26 protein-coding genes and 1 riboswitch are annotated in these 24,697 nt (G+C 65.0%); of the genes, 13 read left to right on the top strand and 13 right to left on the bottom strand.

What is annotated here, in order from left to right:
* Positions 1-197: 197 nt before the first annotated feature.
* From dxs to I6F12_RS02425, 4 genes are all read left to right on the top strand, one after another.
* Entirely contained in the window at positions 198-2,126 is a 1,929-nt protein-coding gene (gene dxs, locus I6F12_RS02440; RefSeq protein ID WP_036004129.1) for a 1-deoxy-D-xylulose-5-phosphate synthase, read from the top strand.
* A 218-nt stretch (positions 2,127-2,344) separates the two neighbouring features.
* Positions 2,345-2,899, top strand: a complete 555-nt coding sequence (locus tag I6F12_RS02435) for a nucleoside 2-deoxyribosyltransferase (RefSeq protein WP_225146182.1) — start codon at positions 2,345-2,347, stop codon at positions 2,897-2,899.
* A 27-nt stretch (positions 2,900-2,926) separates the two neighbouring features.
* Positions 2,927-3,661 carry a TlyA family RNA methyltransferase gene (locus tag I6F12_RS02430; RefSeq protein ID WP_225155421.1) on the top strand — a complete coding sequence of 245 codons (735 nt, stop codon included), beginning with the start codon at positions 2,927-2,929 and terminating at the stop codon, positions 3,659-3,661.
* On the top strand, positions 3,654-4,901 hold the full coding sequence (locus tag I6F12_RS02425) for a methyltransferase (protein WP_225155420.1): 1,248 nt from the start codon (positions 3,654-3,656) through the stop codon (positions 4,899-4,901). Before I6F12_RS02430 ends, I6F12_RS02425 begins: the two co-directional genes overlap by 8 nt.
* A 5-nt stretch (positions 4,902-4,906) precedes the next feature.
* Here I6F12_RS02425 and I6F12_RS02420 read toward each other — a convergent pair whose 3' ends face one another.
* From I6F12_RS02420 to I6F12_RS02400, 5 genes are read right to left on the bottom strand one after another with little or no spacing between them, the layout of a single operon-like run.
* Positions 4,907-5,758 carry an ABC transporter permease gene (locus I6F12_RS02420; RefSeq protein WP_036004112.1) on the bottom strand — a complete coding sequence of 284 codons (852 nt, stop codon included), beginning with the start codon at positions 5,756-5,758 and terminating at the stop codon, positions 4,907-4,909.
* A 2-nt stretch (positions 5,759-5,760) separates the two neighbouring features.
* Positions 5,761-6,609: an ABC transporter ATP-binding protein gene (locus I6F12_RS02415; protein WP_036004108.1), complete on the bottom strand. Its 849-nt coding sequence runs from the start codon at positions 6,607-6,609 to the stop codon at positions 5,761-5,763.
* Complete coding sequence (locus tag I6F12_RS02410; protein WP_225155419.1) at positions 6,606-7,652, bottom strand: ABC transporter substrate-binding protein; 1,047 nt, start codon at positions 7,650-7,652, stop codon at positions 6,606-6,608. Before I6F12_RS02410 ends, I6F12_RS02415 begins: the two co-directional genes overlap by 4 nt.
* 41 nt (positions 7,653-7,693) lie before the next feature.
* Positions 7,694-8,908 (bottom strand): CaiB/BaiF CoA-transferase family protein, encoded by a 1,215-nt coding sequence (locus tag I6F12_RS02405; protein ID WP_225155418.1) that lies wholly within the window; start codon positions 8,906-8,908, stop codon positions 7,694-7,696.
* Complete coding sequence (locus I6F12_RS02400) at positions 8,905-9,840, bottom strand: hydroxymethylglutaryl-CoA lyase (RefSeq protein WP_225155417.1); 936 nt, start codon at positions 9,838-9,840, stop codon at positions 8,905-8,907. Before I6F12_RS02400 ends, I6F12_RS02405 begins: the two co-directional genes overlap by 4 nt.
* On the opposite strand from I6F12_RS02400, the gene I6F12_RS02395 reads away from it, so the two are divergent.
* From I6F12_RS02395 to I6F12_RS37440, 3 genes are all read left to right on the top strand, one after another.
* Positions 9,817-10,839, top strand: a complete 1,023-nt coding sequence (locus I6F12_RS02395; RefSeq protein ID WP_225143588.1) for a GntR family transcriptional regulator — start codon at positions 9,817-9,819, stop codon at positions 10,837-10,839. The genes I6F12_RS02400 and I6F12_RS02395 overlap by 24 nt on opposite strands.
* 84 nt (positions 10,840-10,923) lie before the next feature.
* Positions 10,924-11,397, top strand: coding sequence for a hypothetical protein (locus I6F12_RS37445; RefSeq protein ID WP_345944154.1), 474 nt, complete (start codon positions 10,924-10,926; stop codon positions 11,395-11,397).
* Positions 11,398-11,484: 87 nt separating this feature from the next.
* Positions 11,485-12,003 (top strand): hypothetical protein, encoded by a 519-nt coding sequence (locus I6F12_RS37440; protein WP_345944155.1) that lies wholly within the window; start codon positions 11,485-11,487, stop codon positions 12,001-12,003.
* On the opposite strand, the gene I6F12_RS02385 is transcribed toward I6F12_RS37440, so the two are convergent.
* The gene (locus I6F12_RS02385; protein WP_036004093.1) at positions 12,000-12,599 is read right to left on the bottom strand and encodes a hypothetical protein; all 600 of its coding nucleotides are present in this window, start codon (positions 12,597-12,599) and stop codon (positions 12,000-12,002) included. The genes I6F12_RS37440 and I6F12_RS02385 overlap by 4 nt on opposite strands.
* A gap of 111 nt (positions 12,600-12,710) precedes the next feature.
* Here I6F12_RS02385 and I6F12_RS02380 point away from each other — a divergent pair, with 111 nt between their 5' ends.
* Complete coding sequence (locus I6F12_RS02380; RefSeq protein ID WP_225155416.1) at positions 12,711-13,550, top strand: nucleotidyltransferase domain-containing protein; 840 nt, start codon at positions 12,711-12,713, stop codon at positions 13,548-13,550.
* 4 nt (positions 13,551-13,554) lie between these two features.
* On the opposite strand, the gene I6F12_RS02375 is transcribed toward I6F12_RS02380, so the two are convergent.
* Together I6F12_RS02375 and I6F12_RS02370 are read right to left on the bottom strand one after the other, a co-directional pair.
* Positions 13,555-14,190, bottom strand: a complete 636-nt coding sequence (locus I6F12_RS02375; RefSeq protein WP_225155415.1) for a hypothetical protein — start codon at positions 14,188-14,190, stop codon at positions 13,555-13,557.
* Between the two features lie 195 nt (positions 14,191-14,385).
* Positions 14,386-15,249: a DUF1194 domain-containing protein gene (locus I6F12_RS02370; protein ID WP_109144622.1), complete on the bottom strand. Its 864-nt coding sequence runs from the start codon at positions 15,247-15,249 to the stop codon at positions 14,386-14,388.
* Between the two features lie 259 nt (positions 15,250-15,508).
* Positions 15,509-15,585: riboswitch (Fluoride riboswitch) on the top strand.
* Between the two features lie 118 nt (positions 15,586-15,703).
* On the opposite strand from I6F12_RS02370, the gene I6F12_RS02365 reads away from it, so the two are divergent.
* The 3 genes from I6F12_RS02365 (at position 15,704) to clpS (ending at position 17,765) form a co-directional block, all read left to right on the top strand.
* On the top strand, positions 15,704-16,906 hold the full coding sequence (locus I6F12_RS02365; protein WP_225112632.1) for an MFS transporter: 1,203 nt from the start codon (positions 15,704-15,706) through the stop codon (positions 16,904-16,906).
* A gap of 28 nt (positions 16,907-16,934) precedes the next feature.
* On the top strand, positions 16,935-17,318 hold the full coding sequence (gene crcB, locus I6F12_RS02360) for a fluoride efflux transporter CrcB (protein ID WP_036004076.1): 384 nt from the start codon (positions 16,935-16,937) through the stop codon (positions 17,316-17,318).
* A gap of 141 nt (positions 17,319-17,459) precedes the next feature.
* The gene (clpS, locus tag I6F12_RS02355) at positions 17,460-17,765 is read left to right on the top strand and encodes an ATP-dependent Clp protease adapter ClpS (protein ID WP_225155414.1); all 306 of its coding nucleotides are present in this window, start codon (positions 17,460-17,462) and stop codon (positions 17,763-17,765) included.
* Between the two features lie 42 nt (positions 17,766-17,807).
* Here clpS and I6F12_RS02350 read toward each other — a convergent pair whose 3' ends face one another.
* The 4 genes from I6F12_RS02350 to fabI all read right to left on the bottom strand — a co-directional run bounded on the left by I6F12_RS02350 (position 17,808) and on the right by fabI (position 21,763).
* Positions 17,808-18,998 carry an adenylate/guanylate cyclase domain-containing protein gene (locus I6F12_RS02350; RefSeq protein ID WP_225155413.1) on the bottom strand — a complete coding sequence of 397 codons (1,191 nt, stop codon included), beginning with the start codon at positions 18,996-18,998 and terminating at the stop codon, positions 17,808-17,810.
* Between the two features lie 62 nt (positions 18,999-19,060).
* Positions 19,061-20,149 carry a chorismate synthase gene (gene aroC, locus I6F12_RS02345; protein WP_225127554.1) on the bottom strand — a complete coding sequence of 363 codons (1,089 nt, stop codon included), beginning with the start codon at positions 20,147-20,149 and terminating at the stop codon, positions 19,061-19,063.
* Between the two features lie 186 nt (positions 20,150-20,335).
* Positions 20,336-20,935, bottom strand: a complete 600-nt coding sequence (locus tag I6F12_RS02340; protein WP_225139687.1) for a histidine phosphatase family protein — start codon at positions 20,933-20,935, stop codon at positions 20,336-20,338.
* A gap of 12 nt (positions 20,936-20,947) precedes the next feature.
* On the bottom strand, positions 20,948-21,763 hold the full coding sequence (gene fabI / locus I6F12_RS02335) for an enoyl-ACP reductase FabI (protein WP_018648668.1): 816 nt from the start codon (positions 21,761-21,763) through the stop codon (positions 20,948-20,950).
* A gap of 172 nt (positions 21,764-21,935) precedes the next feature.
* Here fabI and I6F12_RS02330 point away from each other — a divergent pair, with 172 nt between their 5' ends.
* Positions 21,936-22,424: an RNA polymerase sigma factor gene (locus I6F12_RS02330; RefSeq protein ID WP_225155412.1), complete on the top strand. Its 489-nt coding sequence runs from the start codon at positions 21,936-21,938 to the stop codon at positions 22,422-22,424.
* Positions 22,425-22,530: 106 nt separating this feature from the next.
* Complete coding sequence (locus I6F12_RS02325; RefSeq protein ID WP_036004055.1) at positions 22,531-23,301, top strand: anti-sigma factor; 771 nt, start codon at positions 22,531-22,533, stop codon at positions 23,299-23,301.
* A 317-nt stretch (positions 23,302-23,618) separates the two neighbouring features.
* Here I6F12_RS02325 and I6F12_RS02320 read toward each other — a convergent pair whose 3' ends face one another.
* Complete coding sequence (locus I6F12_RS02320) at positions 23,619-24,581, bottom strand: J domain-containing protein (RefSeq protein WP_225112631.1); 963 nt, start codon at positions 24,579-24,581, stop codon at positions 23,619-23,621.
* Positions 24,582-24,697: the final 116 nt, after the last annotated feature.

The following is a 24,697-nucleotide window of genomic DNA, read 5'->3' as shown; positions in this document are numbered from 1 at the left end:
GGGACGGACGAAGCCGATCTAAGTGACAGGGATCACAGAGACTGAACCGGAGCACACTTAAGCTTACCTAAGCTTGAAGGCGGGGCCTTGCCCCGTGCAGGTGGCTCCGACGGTTATAGGACTCGCGCTGCGCCGATATTGTGCAAACCCATCGCGCACCGGAATGACCTTCCGGTGCTGACAAATTGGAAATCGCCGTGAACGCATACAGTAAGACGCCGCTTCTCGACACCATCCGGACGCCGGAAGATCTGCGCAAGCTCAAGGTCGAGCAGGTTCGCCAGGTTGCCGACGAGCTGCGGCAGGAGACCATCGATGCCGTCTCGGTGACCGGCGGTCACTTCGGCGCGGGCCTCGGCGTGGTCGAGCTCACCACCGCGATCCATTACGTCTTCGATACGCCGCGCGACCGGCTGATCTGGGACGTCGGCCACCAGGCCTATCCGCACAAGATCCTCACCGGCCGGCGCGACCGCATCCGCACGCTGCGCACCGGCGGCGGCCTGTCCGGCTTCACCAAGCGCAGCGAGAGCGACTACGATCCGTTCGGCGCGGCGCATTCCTCGACCTCGATCTCCGCCGGCCTCGGCATGGCCGTGGCGCGCGACCTCTCCGGCGGCAAGAACAACGTTATCGCCGTGATCGGTGACGGCGCGATGTCGGCCGGCATGGCCTATGAGGCCATGAACAATGCGGGGGCGATGAACTCGCGCCTGATCGTCATTCTCAACGACAACGACATGTCGATCGCGCCGCCGGTCGGCGCCATGAGCGCTTATCTGTCGCGCCTCTATTCCGGCAAGACCTATCGCACGCTGCGCGATGCGGCCAAGCAGATCAACAAGCGCCTGCCCAAGATCCTCGCCAACCGCGCCAATCGCGTCGAGGAATATTCCCGCGGCTTCATGATGGACGGCGGCACGCTGTTCGAGGAGCTCGGCTTCTACTATGTCGGCCCGATCGACGGCCACAACCTCGACCATCTCCTGCCCGTGCTGAAGAACGTCCGCGACATGGAGACCGGTCCGATCCTGGTCCACGTCGTGACGCAGAAGGGCAAGGGCTACGGCCCGGCGGAAGCCTCCGCCGACAAGTATCACGCCGTCGTCAAGTTCGACGTCGCGACCGGCACGCAGGCCAAGGCCAAGCCGAACGCGCCGGCTTATCAGAACGTGTTCGGCCAGAGCCTCGTCAAGGAAGCGCAGAAGGACGACAAGATCGTCGCCATCACCGCGGCGATGCCGTCGGGCACCGGTGTCGACATCTTCAACAAGGCCTTCCCCGACCGCACCTTCGACGTCGGCATCGCCGAGCAGCACGCGGTGACCTTTGCCGCGGGCCTTGCGACCGAAGGCTACAAGCCGTTCTGCGCGATCTACTCGACCTTCCTGCAGCGCGGCTACGACCAGATCGTCCACGACGTCGCGATCCAGAGCCTGCCCGTCCGCTTCGCCATCGATCGCGCCGGCCTCGTCGGCGCCGACGGTGCGACCCATGCCGGCTCGTTCGACAACGCCTATCTCGGCTGCCTGCCCAACATGGTGATCATGGCGGCGGCGGATGAAGCCGAGCTGGTGCACATGGTGGCGACCCAGGTTGCGATCGACGACCGTCCGAGCTCGCTGCGCTATCCGCGCGGCGAAGGCCGCGGCATCGAGATGCCCGAGGTCGGCATTCCGCTCGAGATCGGCAAGGGCCGCGTGATCCGCCAGGGCAGCAAGATCGCGCTGCTCTCCTTCGGCACCCGTCTCGCCGAATGCGAGAAGGCCGCCGACGAGCTCGCCGCCCACGGCCTGTCGACCACGATCGCCGATGCGCGCTTCATGAAGCCGCTCGACACCGAGCTGGTCCTCAAGCTCGCGCGCGACCACGAGATCCTGATCACGATCGAGGAAGGCTCGATCGGCGGCTTCGGCTCGCATGTCGCGCAATACCTGACCGATCAGGGCGTGCTCGACACCGGCATGGTCAAGTTCCGCTCGATGGTGCTGCCCGACGTGTTCCAGGATCACGACACCCCGGCCGCCATGTACGCCCGCGCCGGCCTCGACGCCAAGGGCATCGTGGCCAAGGTGTTCGAGGCGCTCGGCAAGGATGTGAAGACCGAGACGGTCAAGCTGGCTTGATTGTCGCGGCAGACGCTGAACCCCACCTCTCCCGTAGGGAGAGGTGGGGTTGCTCCTGGCGATGCGAAGCATCGTCCAGTGCAATCCGGGTGAGGGGCTCAGATCCCACGTGAGAACGTAACCCCTCACCCGCGCCTTTGGCGCGACCTCTCCCCTTGGGAGAGGTTTTGCACCGCCAACGTCGCGGCAACTCCGATGCCTTCTCAATCGGTCGTGCGATGAAAATCTATCTGGCAGGCCCCGACGTGTTCCTGCCGGATGCCGTCGAGATCGGCCGGCGCAAGGTCGAAATCTGCGCCGCGCACGGGCTTACCGGGCTCTACCCCCTCGACAACGCGATCGACCTCACCGCGCGCGACGCTTCGCGGCAGATTTTCTGCGGCAACGAGGCGATGATGGACGCGGCCGATGCCATCATCGCCAACCTCACGCCGTTCCGCGGCGCCGGCGCCGATCCCGGCACCGTCTACGAGCTCGGCTACATGGCCGGCCGCCGCAAATTCTGCCTGGCTTATTCCAACGATGGCGCCGCCTATGCCGACCGCCTCAGTCGCTTCATGGAGGTCACCTCCGAGAACGGGCGGCTGGTCGATGCCCAAGGGCTGGCGGTCGAAGATTTCGGCCTCGTCGACAACCTCATGATGATCCATGCGCTGGAGCTGCACGGCTGCCCGCTGGTGACGCCGGCCACTATGCCGACCGACGTCTGGCACGATCTCACCGCGTTCGAGACTTGCGTCCGGATGGCGGCCGCGCGATTGATCGCTACATAAGCTTTTTAGTCGTCCGTCGGAGATCCGATGCCCCCTGCCCGCAAGCGCGCGGATGTATTGCTGGTCGAGCGCGGCCTGTTCGAGAGCCGGGCGCGGGCCCGCGCGGCGATCGAGGCCGGCCTCGTCACGGCCGACGACAAGCAGGTCGCAAAGCCGTCGGAGACGATTGCCGAGGACGCGGTGATCCAGGCCGAGCCGGCGCACCCTTACGTCTCCCGCGGCGGCGTCAAGCTCGCCGGGGCGCTGGAGCGGTACCCGATCGAGATCGAGGACCATGTCTGCCTCGACGTCGGCGCCTCCACCGGCGGCTTCAGCGAGGTGCTGCTGGCGAACGGCGCGAGCCTGGTGTTCGCGATTGATGTCGGCACAAGCCAGCTGCATCCCTCGCTGCGCGATCATCCCAAGATCGTGTCGATCGAGGAGACCGACATCCGCAGCTATGAGGGCAAGCGCCTGCCGGCGCGCCCCGATGTCGTCGTCATCGACGTCAGCTTCATCTCGCTGAAATCAGTGCTGCCGGTAGCTCTGTCGCTGGCAGCCGCGCCGATGAGCCTGCTGGCGCTGATCAAGCCCCAATTCGAGGCTGATAGGAAGCACAACAAGAAGGGCATCATCCGCGATGCTGCCGTGCACCGGGAGATCTGCGACGACATCACAGCCTTTGCGGCATCGCTCGGCTGCACCGAGATCGACATATTCCCCTCGCCGATCACGGGCGGCGACGGCAATATCGAATTCTTCCTGGGCGCGCGCCGTGGTTGAGCGCATCAAGATCGATCATGTCGGCCATCGCGGCGACGGCGTCTGCCTCGACGCCGGCGAAGCAATCTATGTGCCCTATACGCTCGGCGGCGAGACCGTCGAGGTCGATCACGTCGCAGGCCATCATCCCGACCGGCGCAAGCTGCTGGCGGTGGAGGTCGCAAGCCCGGAACGCGTCGAACCATTCTGTCCGCATTTCGGCGTGTGTGGCGGCTGCGCGATCCAGCATTGGGCGAACGAGCCGTATCGGGCCTGGAAGCGCAACATGGTGATCGAAACGCTGGCGCAGGCCGGCATCGATTGCGAGGTGGCGCCGCTGGTCGACGCCCACGGCGCCGGGCGCCGGCGCATCACGCTGCACGGCCGGTTCGGCACGCACGACATCCTCAAGGTCGGCTTTTCGGCTGCGAGCTCGCACGACGTCATCCCGATCCATCGTTGTCCGATCCTCGATCCCGCGCTCGAGGGCGCACTCGACGCCGCCTGGGCACTCGCCGAGCCGCTGACGTCCAAGATGGCAGTGACCAAGCCATTGGACATCCAGGTCACCGCGACTGCCAACGGGCTCGATGTCGACGTGCGCGGCTCGGGCCCGCTGCCGACGGCGCTGGTCACGGCGCTGTCGCGCGTCGCCGAACAGCACCGCCTGGCGCGGCTGACACGGCATGGCGAGCTGGTGCTGCAACGCCTGCCGCCGACGGTGAGGATGGGCCGCGCCGAGGTGACGCTGCCGCCGGGCTCGTTCCTGCAGGCGACGGTGGCGGGCGAAGAGACGCTTGCGGCACTCGTCGCAGAGCGCATCGGCAAGGCCAAGGAGGTGCTCGACCTCTTCTGCGGCGTCGGTCCGTTTGCGCTCAGGCTCGCGGAGAAGGCGCGCGTTGCAGCCTATGACAGCGACGCCGGCGCCATCGCGGCGCTGGCGAAAGCTGCGCGAACACCTGGCCTGAAGCCGATCAAGTGCGAGCCCCGCGATCTGTTCCGCCGCCCGCTGGTGCCGCAGGAGCTGCGGGACTTCGACGCCGTGGTATTCGACCCGCCGCGCCAGGGCGCGCAGGCGCAGGCGCTGAAGCTTGCGGCGAGCAAGGTGCCGGTCGTGATCGCCGTGTCCTGCAACGCCGCGACCTTTGCCCGCGACGCACGGCTCTTGATCGACGGCGGCTATCGGCTGGAGTCCGTGGTACCGGTCGACCAGTTCCGCCACACGCCGCATGTCGAGCTGGTGGCGCGGTTCAGCCGCTGAGCGGGCTACGCCGAAGCCTCGAATTGCGGCTGCCATCGCAAGAGGTAGGACTGCAGCGAACGCACCGCGATCGCCAGCAGGATGCCGACGAACATCATGACGAAGATGGCCACCATCATCTCGCTGGCATTGGCCCGCGCCTCGGCTTCGATGATGAGCTTGCCGAGACCGCGTTCGGCGCCGATGAACTCGCCGACGATGACGCCGATCAGCGCGAAAGAAACGGCCGGCAGGAGCGAGGCAAACACCCAGGCGAGCGCGGACGGGATCACGACCGTGCGCAGCACCGTGAATTCGCTGGCGCCGAGCAGGCGGGCGGCAGCGATCTGGTCACGGTCGACCGCACGCGTTCCTTCGAAGGTGTTGAAAAACACCACGAAGAACACGACGAGCCAGGCGGTCGCGATCTTGGAGAGGTCACCGAGACCGAAAATCAGGATGACGAGCGGGACCAGCGCAATGCGCGGTATGGAGTTGAGCGCCACGATGTAGGGGCTGAACACGCGAGAGAGGAAATCGGAACGGCCGAGCACCAGGCCGGCCGCGATCCCGCTCGCCGAGCCGAACAGAAAGCCCCACCAGGTGTTCTTCAACGTGACGAGTGTGGCAAGCCATAGATTGTTGTCGCTGCCCTTGATACAGGCGGTAAAGCCGGTCGCGTCTGCGAAGCAGCCAAGCCGCAAGAAACTCTGCCAGATCAGCGACGGCTTGGCGACGAAATAGGGATCGAGGATTTTCGGCACGTAGGCCTTCGGCAGCAGCGTCTTGCTCCATTCGAAGCCCCATTGCCAGACGACGAGAACCACTGCGAGAATGGCCAATTGCCAGAACAGGATGACGGTGCGGCTGTTGGACATGATCAGTCGGCCCTGGTGCGGCGGAATTCTTCGCCGAGGGAATGCCAGATGTGGGAATAGAGCCGGGCGAACTCGGCCGTCTCGCGCACGGCCACGGGATCGCGCGGACGCGGAATGGCGACGTCGAAGTCTTCCTTGAGACGCCCGGGGCGCGCCGAGAGCAGGATGATGCGGCTCGCCAGCGTCAAGGCTTCGCCGAGATCGTGCGTCACGAACAGAACGGTCTGCCGCTCGCGTTCCCAGATCTCCAGCAGCGTCTTGTGCATCTCGAGCTTGGTGTGGGTGTCGAGCGCGCCGAACGGCTCGTCCATCAGCAGGATCTCGGGCTCCAGGATCAGCGTGCGCATTAAGGCGACACGCTGGCGCATGCCGCCGGACAGCATGCGCGGGAAGCTCTGCGCAAAGCCTGCAAGGCCGGCCTTCTCGATGGCGGTGGCAACGCGCGCGGCGCGCTCGCTCTTTGGCACTCCCGCGATCTCCAGCCCATAGCCGATGTTCTGCTCCACGGTCCGCCACGGAAACAGCGTATCGCGCTGGAAGACATAGCCGACCCTGGGGTTGACCTCGCCGGTCTCGACCGTGTCCTGGTCGATCAGGATGCGTCCGCCGGAGCGCGGCAACAGCCCCGCGACCATATTGAGAATGGTGCTTTTGCCGCAGCCGGATGGACCGAGCAGCGCGACGAACTCGCCCTGCTTGACCTCGAAGGAAACGTCATCCACCGCCACGAACTCGCGGCCGGACGCGTTGAAGCGTTTGGACAGCCCCTGCACGGCAATGCGCGTGCGCGCAACGGCTGCTCGATCCTGATCGCGCGCGAGCGCGAGGCCTTGGCTTGGCGCGGCGATCATTTGTATTTCGCCCTGGCCGCCTGAAGGAAGCTCATGTCGACCGCATCCTCGTACCTGGTTTCGGGAATATCGGTTCCTTTGCGGTACCAGGGCTTGGCGCCGCGTTCGAACGACGCCTCGTCAATGACGCCGTCATAGGCCCAGGTCGACTTGTCGAAGCCGAGCTCGGCGCTGACCGCATCGGGATCTATCCCTGAAAAATACTTCGGCGTGACCAGCGCCTGCACCTCCGCGAGCGGCGTCGCCTTCACAAAAGCCATCGCCCGGTAGATCGCGTTGACGTAGGCCTGCACCATCGCCTTGTCCTGCTGGACCGTGTCCTGGAGCGTATAGATCACCAGCACGGGCAACGTCCCGCCGAAATCCTTCTCGAACACGCCAGGCTTCGACGTGTCGTAGATCGTCCGGCCAAAACCCTTCTTCTCGACCTCGACGATCCAGCTCGGCGGCGCCACGATGGCGTCGAACTGCTTGGTCTGCAGCGATGGGAACATCGTGTTGGGCCCGCCGCCCGCAACCCAGTTCACCTTGTTGCCGAGCCCACGCGCTTCGAACACATAGGTGCCGTACACCCAGGTGCCTGACCCGATGGCGGTCGCGGCAACGATCGGCTTGGCGTCGTCGGGGCGCTTGTAATCCGCGAGCTTCTCGACCGAATTGATGCCGCTCTCGTAGAGGTCCTGCCGGACCACGATGTTGGCGTAGGAGCATACCATCTCGGTCGCGAGCAGCATCTTGCAGGGCTTGCCGCGCGCACCGAGCTGGAGCGGATGGCTGGCATCGCCATGCGCGAACAGCGCCTGCCCCGCCGCCAATGTCTGCCGGCCGAACGTACCGGCATTGCCGGTAACGAGCTTGGAATCGAGTCCTTCGTCCTTGAAGTACCCCTTCAGCTCCGCGATCATGCCGATGGCGTAAACCGGCGACACCGGCCCGAAAGCGAGCGAGACCTGCTTGGCCTCCGCACGCAATGGCCCCGGCAGCAGTGACGCGCCGGCCCATGCAGACCCCGCGAACAGCGCCTGGCGTCTAGAAATGCTCATGTGATCCTCCTCCCTTGGTTCTTGTTCAATCGCGCGGTCCGTCAGGACGGCGGGACCTTGATTGTCCCTGCTTGTCGCAGCTGTTCGATCTCATCCGGCGACATCCCGATCTCGCGCAGGATCTCGCCGCTGTGCTCGCCGATACCGGGTGGATCGTAGCGGTTGGACAGCCGCTTTCCGTCCATGGCAATCGGCAACAGCGGTGTCTTGACCTCATTACCGTCAGGCAAACGGATGTCAGTCAGGCCGCCGGATTGGTTGAGATGCGGATCATCGAAGAGATCGCCGGGCTTGTTCACCGGTGCGTAGGGCAGATCGAGCTGCTCGAGCCGCGCGGCGAGATCGGCCTTGTCCCATTGCTTGAAGATATTTGCGATTTCCGGGATCAACCAGCCGCGATGATCGACCCGGTCATTGCTGGTCGCAAAGCGTGGATCGGAGAGCCAGGCTTCGCGATCGAAGGCGCGGCAGAACGCTTCCCATTGCTCTTCACCGACGATGGTGACGAACAGTTTCGAACCATCCCTGGTGTCGAAGAGGTCGTAGACGGGCCACGGGCTGTCCTTGATCGAATAGGGGATCGATGGCTGCCCGCTGACCACCTCGCACATCATCGCCTGGGCCATCAGGAACACGTTGTTCTCATACAGCGCACTCTGGATGTAGCGGCCCCGGCCGGTACGCTGCCGCTCGGCGAGCGCGGCCTGGATCGCGATCACACCGAACATGCCGCCCATGACGTCATTGATCGAGGCGCCGGCGCGCATCGGCCTGTCGGGCAAACCGGTCATGTAGGCGAGGCCGCCCATCATCTGAACAACTTCGTCGAGCGCCAGGCGGTTCTCGTAAGGACCAGGCAGATAGCCCTTCAGCGAGCAATAGATCAGGCGAGGTGCGAAAGCCGCGACGCTCTCGTAGTCGAGACCGATCCGCTTCAACAGGCCCGGCCGGAAGTTCTCGATCAGCACGTCGCTGTGCTCGATCAGTCTGCGTGCGATGTCCTGGCCCTGTGCTGTCGAGGTGTCCAATGCGATGCTGCGTTTGTTGCGGCTGTAGGTCGCAAAGAAGCCGGCGGCAGGTCCCTTGAAGGCGCGGGTACGGTCGCCCTTGGGCGGCTCGACCTTGATCACGTCGGCACCGAGATCGGCCAGGATCAAGCCGCAGCTCGGCCCCATCACCATCTGGCTGAACTCGATGACCCGAAGGCCCGCCAACGGACGAAGCTCAGATCCCGTCTCACACACAGCCATGGTCATGCCGCGCTCCGCAGGAGCTTTGGAATGCCGGCCTCATGCAGATGCCCGGTCAGATGGTCTGCGGGGATGTGGCGGGCGAGAATCTCGCGGGTCTGCATCAGGCGGTCGAGGTCGATGCCGGTGGAGAGCCCCATGCGCTCCAGCATGAACACCAGATCCTCGGTGACGATGTTGCCGCGTGCGCCCGGAGCGAAGGGACAGCCGCCGAGGCCGGATACGGCGGCATCGAAACGGCGGATGCCCGCTTCGAGGCCGGCGACGGCATTGGCCAGGCCGGCGCCGAGCGTATCGTGCAAATGCAGCCGCAACGTCATTTGCGACCCGAGCTCGCGCTGCACCGCCCCGACGATCTGGCGGATCGATTTCGGCGTCGCATAACCGACCGTATCGGCAAGCCCGATCTCGTCGGCACGCGCTTCGGCAAAAGCGCGCGCAACCCGGCACACCGCCGCTTCGCTCACCTCCCCTTCCAGCGAGCAGCCGAAGGAGGTGGAGATCGCCCCCATCAATCGCGGCCGCTGCCCCAACGGCAGGGCGTCAATCGCAGCGCGGACTGCGCGAAATCCCTCGACCTGCTCGTCGACCGAGCGGCGCACGTTCGCGCGGTTGTGCGTCTCGCTGGCCGAGATAACGAAATAGACGGCATCGACGCCCGCGCCGATGGCGCGCTCGGCGCCCTTCGGGTTCGGCACCAGCGCGCCGATGAGAGTCGATTTGTGCATGAGCGCATGCGCCATCACCGCATCAACGTCGGCGAATTGCGGCACGACCTTCGGCGGGACGAACGACCCGGCATCGATCTCGCGTATGCCCGCGGCGGCGATCATGTCGATCAACGCGCATTTGGCCTCGGTCGGAACGAAGATGTCCAGGTTCTGAAGACCATCGCGGGGCGCGACCTCGCAAATGTGGACATCGGGCTCGCGGGCCATGTGGGTCTCCCTGGGGACGATTGTATATTGTTGCATAAAAGAACAATCCATGAGACAGTCTGTCAAGCCCTAAAACTTGCGTGCACTGCAATGAGCGCCACCGACAGTTCCCGACCGCGCAGCGACAAGAACGGTTCCGAGCGGGCCGAGCAGCTCGCCGGCCTGATCATGGCGCTAGCCCGCCGCGAAGGCATGAAGGCCGGAGACCGCTTGGTCGAACAAAGGCTTGCGGATGCGCTGGATCTTTCACGCGCGCCGATCCGGCTCGGCCTGAAGGCCCTGGAAGCGGCGGGGCTGGCGCGCGGCGAGCCGCATCGCGGCTTCGTGCTGGCGAAGAATCCGACCAGCGGCGCCGCCCAACCGGCGCTCGCGGCCGTCAGGCGCGGCGAGCAGGTTTATACGGCCATCGCAGGGGACGTGCTCGCGAGCCGACTCCCAGCCGACGTCACGGAGGCGGAGCTCTTGCGCCGCTATGATCTGAGCCGCGCGGAGTTGCAGCGGCTGCTGGACCGTATCGCCGCCGAGGGCTGGATCGCACGCCTGCCCGGCTATGGCTGGCGTTTCGCGGAGACGGTCTCGAGCCCCGAAGCGCAGGCGCAGGCCAAGGCGTTTCGCGCAGTGATCGAGCCGGCGGCGATCGCACAGCCCGGCTTTGCGCTGCCCCAGGAGGTGATCACACGCCTGCGCGAGCGCCAACAGCGGGTCTTCGACGGCGAAATCGAGAAGATGACGATTGGCGAGATCTTTCACTCCGGCTGCGAATTCCACGAGGAGATCATCCGCGGAACAGGCAATCCATTCTTCCTCGAAGCGCTCAAGCGCGTGAACTCGATCAGGCGCCTGTTCGCCTATCGCAGCTTCGCCGATCGTGACGGCATGAGGCGGCACGTGCGCGAGCATCTGCGCCTGCTCGACGTTCTGGAAGCGCGGCGCTACAGCGAAGCCGCCGACCTGATGGCCCGGCACCTGCAGCGTCCGCTGGTCGCCGGCGTATCGTGATCCTGCCGACCTTGATTCCGGTCAATCTTCTCGGCGCCGCCTGGCGCTAAGAATGCCTCATCATGGGGTGTGGAGCGGAAGTCCGTGGCCAACCGGCGACAATTCATCACGACCGCGCTCGGGCTTTCTGCGGCAGCGATCGGCAGCCCTTCCGCCGCGCTGGCGGCGATGACCTATGACGAGGCCATCAACGCGTCACGGGCTCCGCTGCGAGCAGCGCCCAGGGATCGCGAGCTCGTCCGGTTTGCGACGCTTGCGGCCAACAGCCACAACACCCAGCCGTGGATCTTCGCCGTCCGCGGCAATGTCATCACGATTGCGCCTGACGTCGCGCGGCGCTGTCCGGCCGTCGATCCCGACGATCATCATCTCTTCGTCAGTCTCGGCTGTGCCGCCGAAAACCTCATCCTCGCCGCGGCCACGCTGGGCTGGCGCGCCGATCCGGTCGTCGACGGCGATCGCATCGTGATCACGCTCGACGAGGCCGCTCCTGCCGCATCGGCCCTGGCCGATGCAATTCCCGTCAGGCAATGCACCCGCGCGGCCTTCGCCGGCTAGCAAGCCGCGCCCGAGATCCTGCGCCAGCTCGAGAACGCCTGCCGGCAACCCGGCGCCGCTGCGATCCTGATCACCGAGCGTGCCGGAATGGCTGAGGTCGCCGACTATGTGCTCGAAGGCAATTCGGCGCAGATGCGCGACAAGGCCTTCATGCGCGAGCTCGTCGACTGGATCCGCTTCAACGAGGCAGAGGCGGTCGCGACCATGGACGGGTTGTTCGCGCCCGCATCGGGAAATCCTGCGCTGCCGTCCTGGATAGCCCGGCCGCTTCTGAAGCTGTTCTTCACCGAAAGCGGAGAAAACAAGAAATATCGCGAGCAGCTCGACAGCTCGGCCGGTGTCGTCGTGCTTGCTGCCGATCGCAGCGACACCTCGCACTGGATCGCGGTCGGCCGCGCCTGCCAGCGCTTCGGCTTGCAGGCGACCGCACTGGGACTGAAATATTCCTTCGTCAACCAGCCGGTCGAGGTCGCAGCACTGAGGCAGCAATTCGCGACCCGGCTCGGCCTCGGCGAACGACGCCCCGACATCGTGATGCGCTTCGGCATCGGCCCAAGCCTGCCGAAATCGCTGCGGCGTCCACCGGAGCTGGTGATGCGATCTTAGCGCCGAAGGCCGCTCAGCGCCGGCGATTCGCCGGGCAGCATGTTCGATCTGATATCGCTGTCCATGCGGCCCGAATCCTGCTGGGTGTAGCCGACGCCGAACGACAGGCTGAGATTTGAGGTCGGCTTGAATTCGACACCCGCAAACCCGCCATAGCCGGGCGCGGCGGTGGAGGTGAGCGGCGCCAGCGAGCTGCCGATGCCGTTGCCGTATTTCAGCGTGTCGAAGCCGGCGAAAAAGGTGACGGGCATGCCGCCGCCGGTCTTCATCTGATAGCCGAATTGCGTGCTGTCATAAGAAAGCGCGCTGAAATTGCCGAGCGAGCCCGCCTGGTTAAAGCCGCTCAATCCGAGATTGCCGCGTTCGCGACCGATGAAGAAGCCGTTCGCAGAGCTCGTACGCCAATCGGCCTCTCCGGCGTTGAAGCCCGCAAAGTTGCCATAGCTGTCGGAGCTCAGGCCGGCAGCGCCGCCAAGGCCGAAAGGCCCGCCGGGAATCCAATATCGCAGCGGCGCCACTTGCGCGTGAACCGGCGCTCCGCCGAGGCAGAACACGGCGAGAGCTGCAAGAGCGCATGAGCGTGCAAGGTCGAACATTCTGGCTACCGTCTAAAAGCCCCTAAAACTATACTCCTCGACCATCATCAATGCCAGCGGAGTGACCGCGCCGGCCCTCGCGGCCACAGGTCTTTCGGGGAACCGCACCTGATGCCGGACGATCCGCTGCTCACCCGCCTGACATCCGTTCTTGCCGATGTACCTGGCGTTCAAGCTGTCGTGCTCGGCGGCTCTCGCGCGCGGGGCCGCGCGCACGCGGCCTCGGACTACGATATCGGACTCTATTTCAAGTCAGCGCTGGACACCGGACGGTTGCTGGCCGCCGCGAAGACGATCGCGGACGATCCCGCCGCCACGACGGTGACACCCGTCGGTGAATGGGGCCCGTGGGTCGTCGGCGGCGCCTGGCTTTCGGTGGAAGGCCGCAAGGTCGACCTGCTCTACCGCGACGCCGACGCGGTCGAGGCCGTCATGGAATCCTGCGGCGCCGGCGCGGTCACCATGGACTACCAGCCCGGCCATCCGCACGGCTTCTGCTCAACCATCTGGATGGGCGAGATCGCATATTGTCAGCCGCTGCACGATCCGCACGGAATGATCGCCCGGCTCAAGTCGATCGCGCTTCCCTATCCGGAGCCACTGCGCAGCGCCCTGATCCGGCGCTTCCAATGGGAAGTCCTGTTCAGCATCGAAAATGCCGAGCTCGCGGCCGCACGCAACGAAAGGACCCATGTCGCGGGATGCCTCTACAGGTCGCTCGCCTGCGTCGCGCAGGTACTCTTCGCGCTGAACGAACGCTATCTGATCAACGAGAAGGGGGCGCTGCAGGAGGCAGCCGGCCTGCCGCTGACGATTCCACACCTGGTGGAGCAGGCCGACGAAATCTGGCTACTTGTCGCTGATGGCGGTTTCGCGCAGGCCTGCGCAATGCTGCGGCAGGTCGACCGAGAATTGAAGGCGCTGGCTCACCCCGGCGGAACAGCGCCGTAAAGGGTTATGCGGTCTTGTCGACCGAAGACGACGAATCCGCCGGCGGATATTTCGTCACCGGCACCATGAAGGATTTGGTGCCGACCTGGTAGATGATCTTGCCGTTCTGCCCGTCGTCGGTCGCGATCTGCGTCTGTCCGAACATGATGACGTTCTTGTAGACCAAGCCGGTGCCCTTGCGGGTGACGCCGTCGGTGGTGACGCTGACCTCGGCCTCCTTGCCATTGACCGACAGCACCTTGAAGCTCGCGCTCTTGCCGTTCTCGCTGGAATAGCCGCCCCAGCTTCCCATCAGGCGGCTGTCGGACGCCGGCGGGTCCTGCTTTTGCAGATTTGCGGTCTGCTTGCCGACGCCCCCGAACGAGAACAGCATCACCATGTTCTTGCCGTCCTTGGTGCCGACCGTAACCCCGCCGAAGGTGATGAGCGTGCCCTGAACCTCGCCGAAGCCGCGCTCGGTGCGTCCGTTGTAGGTGTACTCGACCTGCGCCCGGGCGCCGCGGATGTTGACGACCTTGAAGCCGACGGGCTGGTTGTTGCCCACCCAATTGCCCTTCCAGTCACCGAGCAGAGCGCTCTGGCGATACAGCCGCTCGTTGGCGGGCGAAATCTGGCTGGTGCTCGATGTGACGATGGCCATTGGATTGCTCGGACGGGCCTGACAAACCCGCTTTCGCTCGCTTGGGCAGGTCAGGATGCCGGCGGGAACGAACAGTAACGATGCGATTAGGGCCACGCACCCGTTAACGAGCCGTTAAGCGCGCGCGTTGGCCGGGCGGGCAAAAGGTCTCAGCCGGAACTGGCGGGCGTGATGCCGCCGGAAAAAACCGCCCCCTCACCGCCCCCAGCGATCGGACCAGATCTTCTCGCCGATGAGGCAATTGACGCGCGGCTCCTTGTCGGCAACCGGCATCACGGGCCGCTCCGGGGTGCGGCCGGCGACTTCCATCAGCAGCTTGGTGCGGATCGCTTCCTTGAACTTGTCGCGCTCCTTGATCGTGATGACGAAGGACCCCGGCCCTCCGATGACGCAGTCCTCGTAATAAAGATCGAGATTGTCGATATCCATGGTCGAATAGGACGGCTCCTTGACCATGATCGGCAGGCCGTTGATGACGATGCCTTTCTCCAGCGCGGCGTCACGCGCCATCGTGACCGGGCCGCCATTGTTGTTCGGACCGTCGCCGGAAATGTCGATGACACGGCGCAGGCCGCGATAGGGATCCTCGTCGAACAGCGGCATCGCGAAGTTGATCGCGCCTGAAATCGAGGTGCGCGAAGCGCGCCGGATCGGCGTCTTCATGATCTCGGCGGCAACCGCGTCCGCCGTCTCCGGACCATCGATCAGCCGCCAGGGAATGATGATCTTCTGGTCGCTGGAGGCGGCCCACTCGAAATAGGTCACTGCGATGCGGCCGTTCGGGCCGAGCTTCAGCGCCTGCAGGAACTCCTTCGACTGGATCGCCTGTGCATAGCCCTCGCGCTGGATCGCGAGCTCGTCCATGTCCATCGAGTAGGACACGTCGACCGCGAGGATCAGCTCGACATCGACGCTCTGCGCGTCCTTGTCGGCCGCAAGCCGCTGCGGTTGAGTTCTGGGCGATTCGAATTTGGGTCCTGGTGCCGCGATGCCCGCGACGTCCCCTCCGGCGAACATGCCGGCCACCAGCACAGCCCCGATCGAGAACAGCAAACGCATCGCAGTCTCCCGTCGTATGACGCGATGGTGACATGCAATCGGCTTGCCGCAAAGGCCGAAGATCGCTTGTGCTTCACATTCGAGTTAGGAATTCACACGTTACGCAAGTCTGCCGCCATGTTGCCGCGCTTGCGTCGGGAACAGGGGCGATCTCAAGAGCCGTCGTTCCGGGACTCGCGAAGCGAGGGCCCGGAATCCAGCTGCCGGCGGAGGCACGCGACCCCGCCCACTTGTCCGGCACGATTTCCATGCTAGGTTGGTCGCAGATGGGGATGGAGTCCCCCGACAACCGCCCGGCGATCGATGACCTCATGGGCTGATGACTCCTGCTCGAGGAGAGGCAATCTTGGGCCTCTGCCTTTGGCGGGAGCATGGACACACCCGCCGATGGCGGGTTTTTTGTTGCCTGCTGGCGGCCGGCAGGCGAATGCGAGGGGACCACGAAGACGTGACGATGACGACACCGAATGCCGTACGTACCACACTGCCCAGAGGGATCTGGGTGCTCGGCTTTGTCTCGATGTTCATGGACATCTCCTCCGAGATGATCCACGCGCTGCTGCCGGTCTATCTCGTCACCGTGCTCGGCGCCTCCACCCTCACCGTCGGCTTCATCGAGGGCATTGCCGAGGCGACCGCCTCGATCACCAAGATCTTCTCCGGTGCGCTGTCGGACTGGCTCGGCCGCCGCAAACTGCTCGCCGCGCTCGGCTATGGGCTGGCCGCCTTCACCAAGCCGCTGTTCCCGCTCGCGCCCAGCGTGGGATGGCTGGTAGCGGCGCGCTTCATCGATCGAGTCGGCAAGGGCATTCGCGGCGCGCCGCGCGATGCGCTGATCGCCGATATCGCCCCGGTCGGCCTGCGCGGCGCGAGCTTTGGCCTGCGGCAATCGCTCGACACGATCGGCGCCTTCGTCGGGCCGCTCGTGGCCATCGGCCTGATGTGGTGGACGGCCGACAATTTTACCCTCGTGTTCTGGGTGGCGGTGCTGCCGGCCTTCCTGTCCTTCGGGCTGATCGCGTTCGCGGTGAAGGAGCCGGAGCCCGATCCGAGCCGGAAACGTGCGGAAAATCCGCTCAATCTCGCCGCAATGCGCCAGCTCGGAGCGGTCTATTGGCGCGTCGTCGCCGTGGGCGTCGTGTTCACGCTCGCGCGCTTCAGCGAGGCCTTCCTAATCTTGCGCGCACAGAACATCGGGCTCGACGTGATGTGGGTGCCGGCTGTACTGGTGCTGATGAACGTCGCCTATGCACTGTCGGCCTATCCGGCCGGCGTGCTGTCGGACCGGATCAACCGGACCGGCCTGCTCGCGCTCGGCCTGGTCTTCCTCGCCGCGGCCGACCTCGCGCTGGCGCTGCTCCCGAGCCTTGCGGGCCTCGCGCTCGGAGTCGTGCTGTGGGGACTCCATATGGGACTGACGCAGGGCCTGCTCTCGGCCATGGTCGCCGATGCCGCCCCGCCAAGCCTGCGCGGCACCGCCTTCGGCTATTTCAACCTGTTCACCGGGATTGCCTTGCTGGCTGCGAGCGTGATCGCGGGTGCGCTGTGGGACGCCTATGGACCGGCGGGAACGTTTCTTGCCGGGCTTGGATTCGCGCTGGTTTCGCTGGTGGGGCTGCTCGCCGTCGGCAAAGGTCTGGCCACGGAGGGCAAGTGAAGCAAATGGCGAAGTGGGGAACGAGACATTGAACATTCAATACATCCTCGCCGTCGCCGGCGGCGGAGCGCTCGGCGCGGTCATACGCTATCTCGTTGCGATCGGGTCGGGCCGCGCGTTCGGTACGGATTTTCCGTGGGGCACGCTGATCGTCAACGTCACCGGATCGTTCCTGATCGGCATTTTTACCGCACTGTTCGCGACCAAATGGAACCTGCCGCAGGCCGCGCGGATCTTTCTGACGGTCGGAATTTGTGGCGGGTACACGACGTTCTCGACGTTCTCGCTGGATGCCTGGTATCTGATCGAGCGCGGCCAGACATGGGCATCTGCCGCCTACATGATTGCATCGGTCGTGCTGTCGGTGGGCGCTCTGATCGCCGCATTACAGCTCGTTCGCGCACTTCCGTAACTCACGCAGGCGCAAGTCGTGCATTCCTGCCCAGCCGCGACGGCATAGTGGCGAGCGGCCGCATATCTTGGAGCGCTCCCCGCTCCTGCGGTATGATGTGTTGGCTGGTGGCTCATTCGAGCCAGGGCGTTTCGGGACACGATGAACGACACCGTCACCAAACCGAAAACCAGGACCAGGACCAAGGTCGAGCGGCCGAAGCTCCACAAGGTCATCCTGATCAACGACGACTACACGCCGCGTGAATTCGTCACCATCGTGCTGAAGGCCGAATTCCGCATGACCGAGGATCAGGCCTACAAGGTGATGATCACCGCGCACAAGCTGGGCGCCTGCGTGGTGGCCGTATTCACCAAGGACGTCGCCGAAACCAAGGCAACGCGCGCCACCGACGCCGGCCGCGCCAAGGGCTATCCGCTATTGTTCACGACAGAGCCGGAGGAATAGGCTTCATCCTGCGACGATGAATGTCCTTCAGCTCAGTGCACATCACGCCATCACCACCGTCGTCTCCTCCGCCAGCCCGTAGACGCGCTGCGCCTTGGAAAATCCTGCGATCGGAAACTCGCCGAGCTGGTGCCAATCATGGCGGCAGACATTGGCAAAACCTTCCGAGGCGACGACGGTCCGCCCCAGGCGCCCCGTGATCTTCTCCAGCCTTGCCGCGAGATTGACCGCCGGGCCGATGCAGGTGAAGTCGAGGCGGTTGCCGCCGCCGATATTGCCGTAAAGGATGTTTCCGACATGCAGCGCGACGCCGAAGCGGAAGCGCTCGACGGCCTCGCCCACCGGAAAGGCGAGCGCCTCGACGCTGGCGCGCGAGTCGCGCGCCGCCTCCAGCACCTGCGCGCAGACATGAGCGGCATCGCCGACATATTCGTCGATCGGGAACACGGCGAGCAGGCCGTCGCCCATGAACTTCAGCACCTCGCCGCCATGGTCTCGGATCGCCGTGACTTGGCAGTCGAAATAATGATTGAGGATCTGGACAACCGTCTCGGGCGGCAGCCGGTCCGACAGCGCGGTGAAGCCGCGCAGGTCCGACAGCCAGATCGCCGCCTGCATGGTGTCGTTGTGACCGCGGCGGATCTGGCCGCCGAGGATGCGCGCGCCGGCGCGATTACCGACATAGGTGTCGAGCAGCATCTCGGCGGTGCGGCGCATAGTGATGATCTCGCTGATGCGTGCGAGAGGCGCTATGAGAGCTCGGATGGCTGCGATGTCGTCGTCGCTGAAGCCGCCGGGCTGCCGCGTGATCCAGCTCGTCGCGTGAATGGAGCCGTCGAGAAAAGGCACCGGCACCGCGATATAATCGGTCGCGCCTTCGGCGTGCATGTCCTCGAGGAACGGAAATCGCTTGCTGTCGGGGTCGCCTGCGCGGCCCCTGACCTCGATGCCCTGCTCGAAAACCACGCGAAGCGGGCTGTGGGCGAATTGGGGCGTGTCCAGGATCTCAAAATCGACGCTGCCGATTTCTACTCCCTCGCCCTGCCGCCAGATGAAGTTGCGGCCGAAAACTTCGGGATGCAGCGTGCGGATGAAGATGCCGAACCGCCACAGCGGCAGGCCGGCCGCGACCAGACGATCACAGAAATCGGCAATCCCTACGGCCGGCTCCTGAGCCGCCCAAGTGCCATCGATCAGCCAGTTGGTGATGCGCTGAAGCTCGGAGCTGTTCATGGCCGCATTTGCGGACGAAGTTGCGGGGCCGTCAAGCTGCGCGGTGGACTAGTACCGCGAGTTCAACGCCCGACCTGTCCGCGATCGCGCAGGAAGTGATCGGCCAGCACGCAGGCCATCATGGCCTCGCCGACGGGGACGGCGCGGATGCCGACGCAGGGATCGTGGCGGCCCTTGGTGAAGATCTCGGTCTCGGTGCCTTGCCGATCGACGGTGAGACGCGGCTGCAGGATCGACGAGGTCGGCTTCACCGCGAAACGCACCACCACCGGCTGCCCGGTGGAGATACCGCCCAGCACGCCGCCGGCGTGGTTGGAGAGGAAGCGCGTGCCGTCATTGCCGGAGCGCATCTCGTCGGCGTTCTGTTCGCCCGTCAGTTCCGCCGCGCCAAAACCGGCGCCGATCTCGACGCCCTTCACCGCGTTGATGGTCATCATCGCGCCCGCCAGATCGGAATCGAGCTTGGCGTAGATCGGCGCGCCGAGACCTGCCGGCACGCCCTCGGCGACGACCTCGATCACGGCGCCGATCGAGGAGCCGCTTTTGCGGATGCCATCGAGATAGGTCTCGAAGAACGCGGCCTTGTCCTTGTCGGGACAGAAGAACGGATTCTTGGCGACCTCGTCCCAGTCCCACTTGTCGCGATCGATCTTGTGCGGGCCGATCTGCACCAGGGCGCCTCGCACCTTCACATCCGGCAGCACTTTCCGCGCGATGGCGCCTGCGGCAACGCGCATCGCGGTCTCGCGCGCCGAGGAGCGCCCGCCGCCGCGATAATCGCGCAGGCCGTACTTCGCCTCATAGGTGAAGTCGGCATGACCGGGACGAAACTTGTCCTTGATCTCGGAATAATCCTTCGAGCGCTGGTCGGTGTTCTCGATCAGAAGGCCGATCGGCGTGCCCGTCGTCACCTGAACGCCGGTCTCGGGATGGGCCATCACGCCGGACAGGATCTTCACCTGGTCCGGCTCCTGGCGCTGGGTGGTGAAGCGCGACTGGCCGGGACGGCGCCGGTCGAGATCCCGCTGGATGTCGGCCTCGGTGAGCGGGATCATCGGCGGGCAGCCGTCAACCACGCAGCCGATCGCCACCCCATGGCTCTCGCCGAAGGTGGTGACGCGGAACATGTGGCCGAAAGTGTTGAAGGACATCGCTGCTCGCGGGTTCGTAAGTCAATGCTGACTTAACTCGCCCTGAAATAGGGGTCAAATATCGGCGAAGCCTTCATGGCCGGGCTTGTCCCGGCCATCCACGTTCTTGGTGGCTGCGAGCACGAAAGTCCGTGGATGCCCGGGACAAGCCCGGGCATGACGGCGGGGGCGAGGCAGCGCTCCGGGCTAACTAAACTTCTCCAACCGCCCGTCGCGGAACACGTAGACGGCGCCCTGCTCGATATAGAGCTCGGCGGCGCTGGCGGGCGTCTCGAGGCCCAAGGCCACCATCAGAGCTCGGCAGGTCCCGCCATGGGCCACTGCGACGGTGTCGGACAGGAGCTGGTCGTACCAGGTGCGCACGCGGATCTGCACGTCGGCGTAGGTCTCCCCGCCCGCAGGCCCCACGGTCCATTTGTCGGCGAGGCGCCTTGCATAGATGTCCGGATCCCTCGCCTCACTCTCGGCCAGCGTCAGCCCCTCCCAGGTGCCGTAGCCGATCTCGCGCAGACGATCGTCGAGCGCGTAATCGGCAGGCGGCAATTCGAGCTTGCCGCGCGCGAGCTCCATGGTCTGGCGCGCACGGCCGAGCGGGCTCGACACGTAAGCCAGCGCGGCCTTGTCGCGTCCGTCGCGCTTGAACAGTTCGGCGAGAATGCCGCCGGCCTGCACGGCCTGGCTGCAGCCGCGCGCGTTCAGCGGAATGTCCCTGGTGCCCTGAAGCCTGCCGAGCGCATTCCACTCAGTCTCGCCGTGGCGAAGATAGTAGATCGTAGGCTTGGGCATTTCAGTTAGAGGCTAGTCCTTCCCGCCAAGCGAGATATCAGGCGCATCCGGCCGCTTCATGCCGAGCACGTGATAGCCGGAATCGACGTGGTGCACCTCGCCGGTGACGCCGCGCGAGAGGTCGGAAAGGAAATACAGCGCGCTGCCGCCGACGTCTTCGGTGGACACGTTGCGCCGCATCGGCGCGTTGGTCTCGTTCCACTTCAGGATATAGCGGAAGTCGCCGATGCCGGACGCCGCCAGCGTCTTGATGGGACCTGCCGAGATCGCGTTGACGCGAATGTTCTTCTCGCCGAGATCGGCAGCGAGATAGCGCACGCTGGCTTCCAGCGCCGCCTTGGCCACGCCCATGACGTTGTAGTGCGGCATCCACTTCTCGGCGCCGTAATAGGAGAGCGTGATCAGCGAGCCGCCATCCGTCATCAGCTTCTCGGCGCGCTGCGCCACCGCCGTGAACGAATAGCAGGAGATCAGCATCGACTTCGAAAAATTCTCCTGCGTGGTGTCGACGTAGCGGCCGTCGAGCTGCTCGCCATAGGCGATCGCATGCACGAGGAAGTCGATCTTGCCCCATTTCTCCTTCAGCACAGCGAAGACGGCATCGATGGTCGCGGCATCGGTGACGTCGCAATGGCCGAGCACGAGGCCGCCGATCTCGGCGGCGAGCGGCTCGACGCGCTTCTTCAGCGCATCGCCCTGATAGGTGAAGGCGAGCTCGGCGCCAGCGGCGTGGCATGCCTTGGCGATTCCCCAGGCGATCGAGCGGTTGTTGGCGACGCCGAGGATGACCCCGCGCTTTCCTTGCATCAGACCCGAATTCTGCGCCATTTTTGCACGTCCCGTCGAACTCTCGTTGAGGTCTGGAGGTACACCAGCCCTCCCTCGCGGTACAGCCCTAATCCGCAGCATTAACGCTGTTTCGAGTGCCGGAATAGCCGTTCCGCTTGGGTGTTATGATCGCTATAGGCGCGCGTCGAACGCCAGGGATGTCAGGACCGCAATGAGTGCGTTTCGCCAGAGTGTGGAAGCCATGATCCCGGCGTTGCGCCGCTACGCCCGCGCGCTCACACGCGATGCGGATGCGGCCGACGATCTGGTCCAGGATACGTTGGTACGCGCGCTGCGTTCGGAGCGGCTGTTTCTCGGAGGCGACGTCAGGAGCTGGCTCTATACGATCCTGACCAACCTCAACAAGAACCGGCGGCGCTCGCTGGCAAGGCGGCCGCAATTCATGCCGCTGACGGACAACAACCCCGATGCCAGCGGGACCGAGGCCGAAGGACGCGACATCGAGAAGGCGCTGACCACCCTCGTCGAGGAGCAACGTTCGGTGCTGCTGCTGGTGATGCTGGAAGGCATGAGCTACCGCGAGGTTGCCGACATCCAGGGCGTGCCGATCGGCACCGTAATGTCGCGCCTGGCGCGCGCAAGAGCCCACGTCAAAGCCTCGCTGGAGGGCGAGCGTACGACGCTCAGGCGGGTGAAATGATGGCCGGGTCGATGCATCGAACGATCTCCGCCCGCAGCCGGATAGTGAGCTGCGCGAAGCTAACTCGCAGAAGACATTTTGGGCCGCAGAGCCAGAGACGACCGATATGAACGACCGCAAGATTCCAGTAACCGAGGACGAACTGCACGCCTATGTCGACGGCGAGTTGCCGGCCGAGCGACGCGCCGACGTCGAGGCCTTTCTTGCCGCCCACCCCGAGGACGCCGAGCGGGTGCAGTCGTGGCGGACCATGGCCGAGATGCTGCACGCGCGTTACGATTCGATTGCCCATGAACGGGTGCCCGCACGGCTCGAGCTCGAGAGGCTGGAGCGCCGCCCGCGGCAATGGTTTTACGGCGCCGCCGCGGCCGTGCTGGTCGCCTTCGTCGCCGGCGGCACCGCCGGCTGGGTGGCGCATGGCGCCGCCAACGCGCCCTCGACCTTCCGGAGCTTTACGGCGGACGCACTCGACGCCCACCGCCTCTATGTCGTCGAGGTCCGCCACCCCGTTGAGGTCGGCGGCAACGAGCGCGATCACTTGCAGGCCTGGCTGACCCGGCGCTGCGGCTGGACCGTGTTCGCGCCGAACCTGGAGGCGAGCGGGCTGAAGCTGGTCGGCGGCCGGCTGCTACCGGGACCGAACGGTCCGGCGTCGTTCCTGATGTACGAGGGCGCCTCGGGCGAGCGGTACACGATCTACAGCGCCAAGACCGAGAATGGTGCAACGCAAATGCGCTACGCCAAGACGGACAAGGACGGCGCGTTATTCTGGTCCGAGCGCGGCGTCGGCTACGTCGTCAGCGGCAGCAGCGATCGCGAGCGGCTGACCAAGGTGGCGCAGGCCGTCTACGACCAAGCAGAGAAAAACGGCACCTAGACAACCGCGCAAGGCCAGTGCCCAGATTCCGTCATCGAAAATTTGGAATCAGGACATCGACACGTCTCATTATCGCACCGGGTGCTCACGCGATTATGAGTGGCGTTCGATCCGCCGATCGACGCGGGCGGCCTCGATTGGGGTTTTTGGTACCGCGCTGGTCCCCCTCTCGAGGCCGCACCTTTTTATCGGCTGCCCCGCCGGACAGCCGACACGTCGAGACCATGAAGCGCTACCACGCCTCAGGCGTATGATGGGCATCATCTCCAGGACGATGCCGTGGTCCTTTAGGAGAACCCCTTCAGTTCGCTCTCGCCCTAACCGACACCGCTACGTGGATTGTAGGGGTGTTGGTCCCGCCACTTCTCCATCAATGCTTCAAGCTCGGCGTCGTTCCCGTCCGGTAGCATAATCCTGATGATGACGAAGAGATCCCCGGTTCCGCCGGCTTTCGGCAGGCCCTTGCCCTTGAGGCGGAAGGTCCGGCCGCTGGACGTGTTCTTGGGGACCGAGAGCTCCACGGCATTGCCGAGGGTCGGCACGCGGACCCTGCCGCCGAGCACCGCCTCGTAGAGCGTGACCGGCAGGTCGATCCTGAGGTCTGCGCCCTCGACCTTGAAGAACGGGTGCGGTGCAATGTTGATGGTGATCAGGAGATCGCCGGGCGGATGGCCCTGCGCACTTTCTCCCTGCCCCCGCAGCCTGATCTGCTGGCCCTCGGTGACCCCGGCCGGAATCTTGACGTTGAGCTCCTTGCCAGTCGGCAGCCGCACACGCTTCTCGCCGCCCTTGACCGCCTCTTCCAGCGAGACGCTCATGGCGACGTTGACGTCGAGATCGAGCCCGATGCCGCCAGTGTCGAACTCGAACTGGGCGCCGCCGCCGGCTCCGGGCCGTGCGCCGCGCATCCCGCCGCCGAACATGCTGTTGAGGATGTCCTCGAACGCACCGCCGCCCGGGCCGCCCGCACCGCCGCTTCGGAACGTATAGCTTTCGAACCCGCCTGGGCCCGCGCGGCCGCGAGGACCGCCGCCGCCCGGAAAACCCTGGAAGCGCGGCTTGCCCTCGGCGTCGATCTCGCCCCGGTCAAACTGCTTGCGCTTGTCCTCGTCGCCGAGGATCTCGTTGGCCGAGTTGATCTCGGCGAAGCGTTCGGCAGCCTTCGGATCACCCTTGTTGCTGTCAGGATGGTGCTTCTTGGCCAGCTTGCGATAGGCGCTTTTGATCGCGGCAGCGCTGGCGCTCCGCGGCACCCCCAAGACCTCATAGGGGTCGCGCATTCGTCACGTCTCCTTCAAGAAATCGAATTGTTCAAAGGGCTCCCCGCCCCACCTGCGGGTGATGTGGGAAGAGAGTGGCATTTTTGCAACTAGGAACGCGAGCTGAAGCTCTATCT

Origin of the sequence: Bradyrhizobium sp. IC4059, from assembly GCF_020193615.1 — a bacterium.
GTDB classification, from domain to species: domain Bacteria; phylum Pseudomonadota; class Alphaproteobacteria; order Rhizobiales; family Xanthobacteraceae; genus Bradyrhizobium; species Bradyrhizobium yuanmingense.
This window is presented reverse-complemented; position numbering and strand designations above follow the sequence as displayed.

Excerpts from the sequence above, each read along its gene's own strand:
- I6F12_RS02435 (WP_225146182.1), top strand. The coding sequence starts at position 2,345 with ATGAAAATCTATCTGGCAGGCCCCGACGTGTTCCTGCCGGATGCCGTC.
- I6F12_RS02430 (WP_225155421.1), top strand. The coding sequence starts at position 2,927 with ATGCCCCCTGCCCGCAAGCGCGCGGATGTATTGCTGGTCGAGCGCGGC.
- I6F12_RS02420 (WP_036004112.1), bottom strand. The coding sequence starts at position 5,758 with ATGTCCAACAGCCGCACCGTCATCCTGTTCTGGCAATTGGCCATTCTC.
- I6F12_RS02415 (WP_036004108.1), bottom strand. The coding sequence starts at position 6,609 with ATGATCGCCGCGCCAAGCCAAGGCCTCGCGCTCGCGCGCGATCAGGAT.
- I6F12_RS02410 (WP_225155419.1), bottom strand. The coding sequence starts at position 7,652 with ATGAGCATTTCTAGACGCCAGGCGCTGTTCGCGGGGTCTGCATGGGCC.
- I6F12_RS02405 (WP_225155418.1), bottom strand. The coding sequence starts at position 8,908 with ATGACCATGGCTGTGTGTGAGACGGGATCTGAGCTTCGTCCGTTGGCG.
- I6F12_RS02400 (WP_225155417.1), bottom strand. The coding sequence starts at position 9,840 with ATGGCCCGCGAGCCCGATGTCCACATTTGCGAGGTCGCGCCCCGCGAT.
- I6F12_RS37440 (WP_345944155.1), top strand. The coding sequence starts at position 11,485 with ATGGCTGAGGTCGCCGACTATGTGCTCGAAGGCAATTCGGCGCAGATG.
- I6F12_RS02385 (WP_036004093.1), bottom strand. The coding sequence starts at position 12,599 with ATGTTCGACCTTGCACGCTCATGCGCTCTTGCAGCTCTCGCCGTGTTC.
- I6F12_RS02380 (WP_225155416.1), top strand. The coding sequence starts at position 12,711 with ATGCCGGACGATCCGCTGCTCACCCGCCTGACATCCGTTCTTGCCGAT.
- I6F12_RS02375 (WP_225155415.1), bottom strand. The coding sequence starts at position 14,190 with ATGGCCATCGTCACATCGAGCACCAGCCAGATTTCGCCCGCCAACGAG.
- I6F12_RS02370 (WP_109144622.1), bottom strand. The coding sequence starts at position 15,249 with ATGCGTTTGCTGTTCTCGATCGGGGCTGTGCTGGTGGCCGGCATGTTC.
- I6F12_RS02365 (WP_225112632.1), top strand. The coding sequence starts at position 15,704 with ATGACGACACCGAATGCCGTACGTACCACACTGCCCAGAGGGATCTGG.
- clpS (WP_225155414.1), top strand. The coding sequence starts at position 17,460 with ATGAACGACACCGTCACCAAACCGAAAACCAGGACCAGGACCAAGGTC.
- I6F12_RS02350 (WP_225155413.1), bottom strand. The coding sequence starts at position 18,998 with ATGAACAGCTCCGAGCTTCAGCGCATCACCAACTGGCTGATCGATGGC.
- aroC (WP_225127554.1), bottom strand. The coding sequence starts at position 20,149 with ATGTCCTTCAACACTTTCGGCCACATGTTCCGCGTCACCACCTTCGGC.
- I6F12_RS02340 (WP_225139687.1), bottom strand. The coding sequence starts at position 20,935 with ATGCCCAAGCCTACGATCTACTATCTTCGCCACGGCGAGACTGAGTGG.
- fabI (WP_018648668.1), bottom strand. The coding sequence starts at position 21,763 with ATGGCGCAGAATTCGGGTCTGATGCAAGGAAAGCGCGGGGTCATCCTC.
- I6F12_RS02330 (WP_225155412.1), top strand. The coding sequence starts at position 21,936 with ATGAGTGCGTTTCGCCAGAGTGTGGAAGCCATGATCCCGGCGTTGCGC.
- I6F12_RS02325 (WP_036004055.1), top strand. The coding sequence starts at position 22,531 with ATGAACGACCGCAAGATTCCAGTAACCGAGGACGAACTGCACGCCTAT.
- I6F12_RS02320 (WP_225112631.1), bottom strand. The coding sequence starts at position 24,581 with ATGCGCGACCCCTATGAGGTCTTGGGGGTGCCGCGGAGCGCCAGCGCT.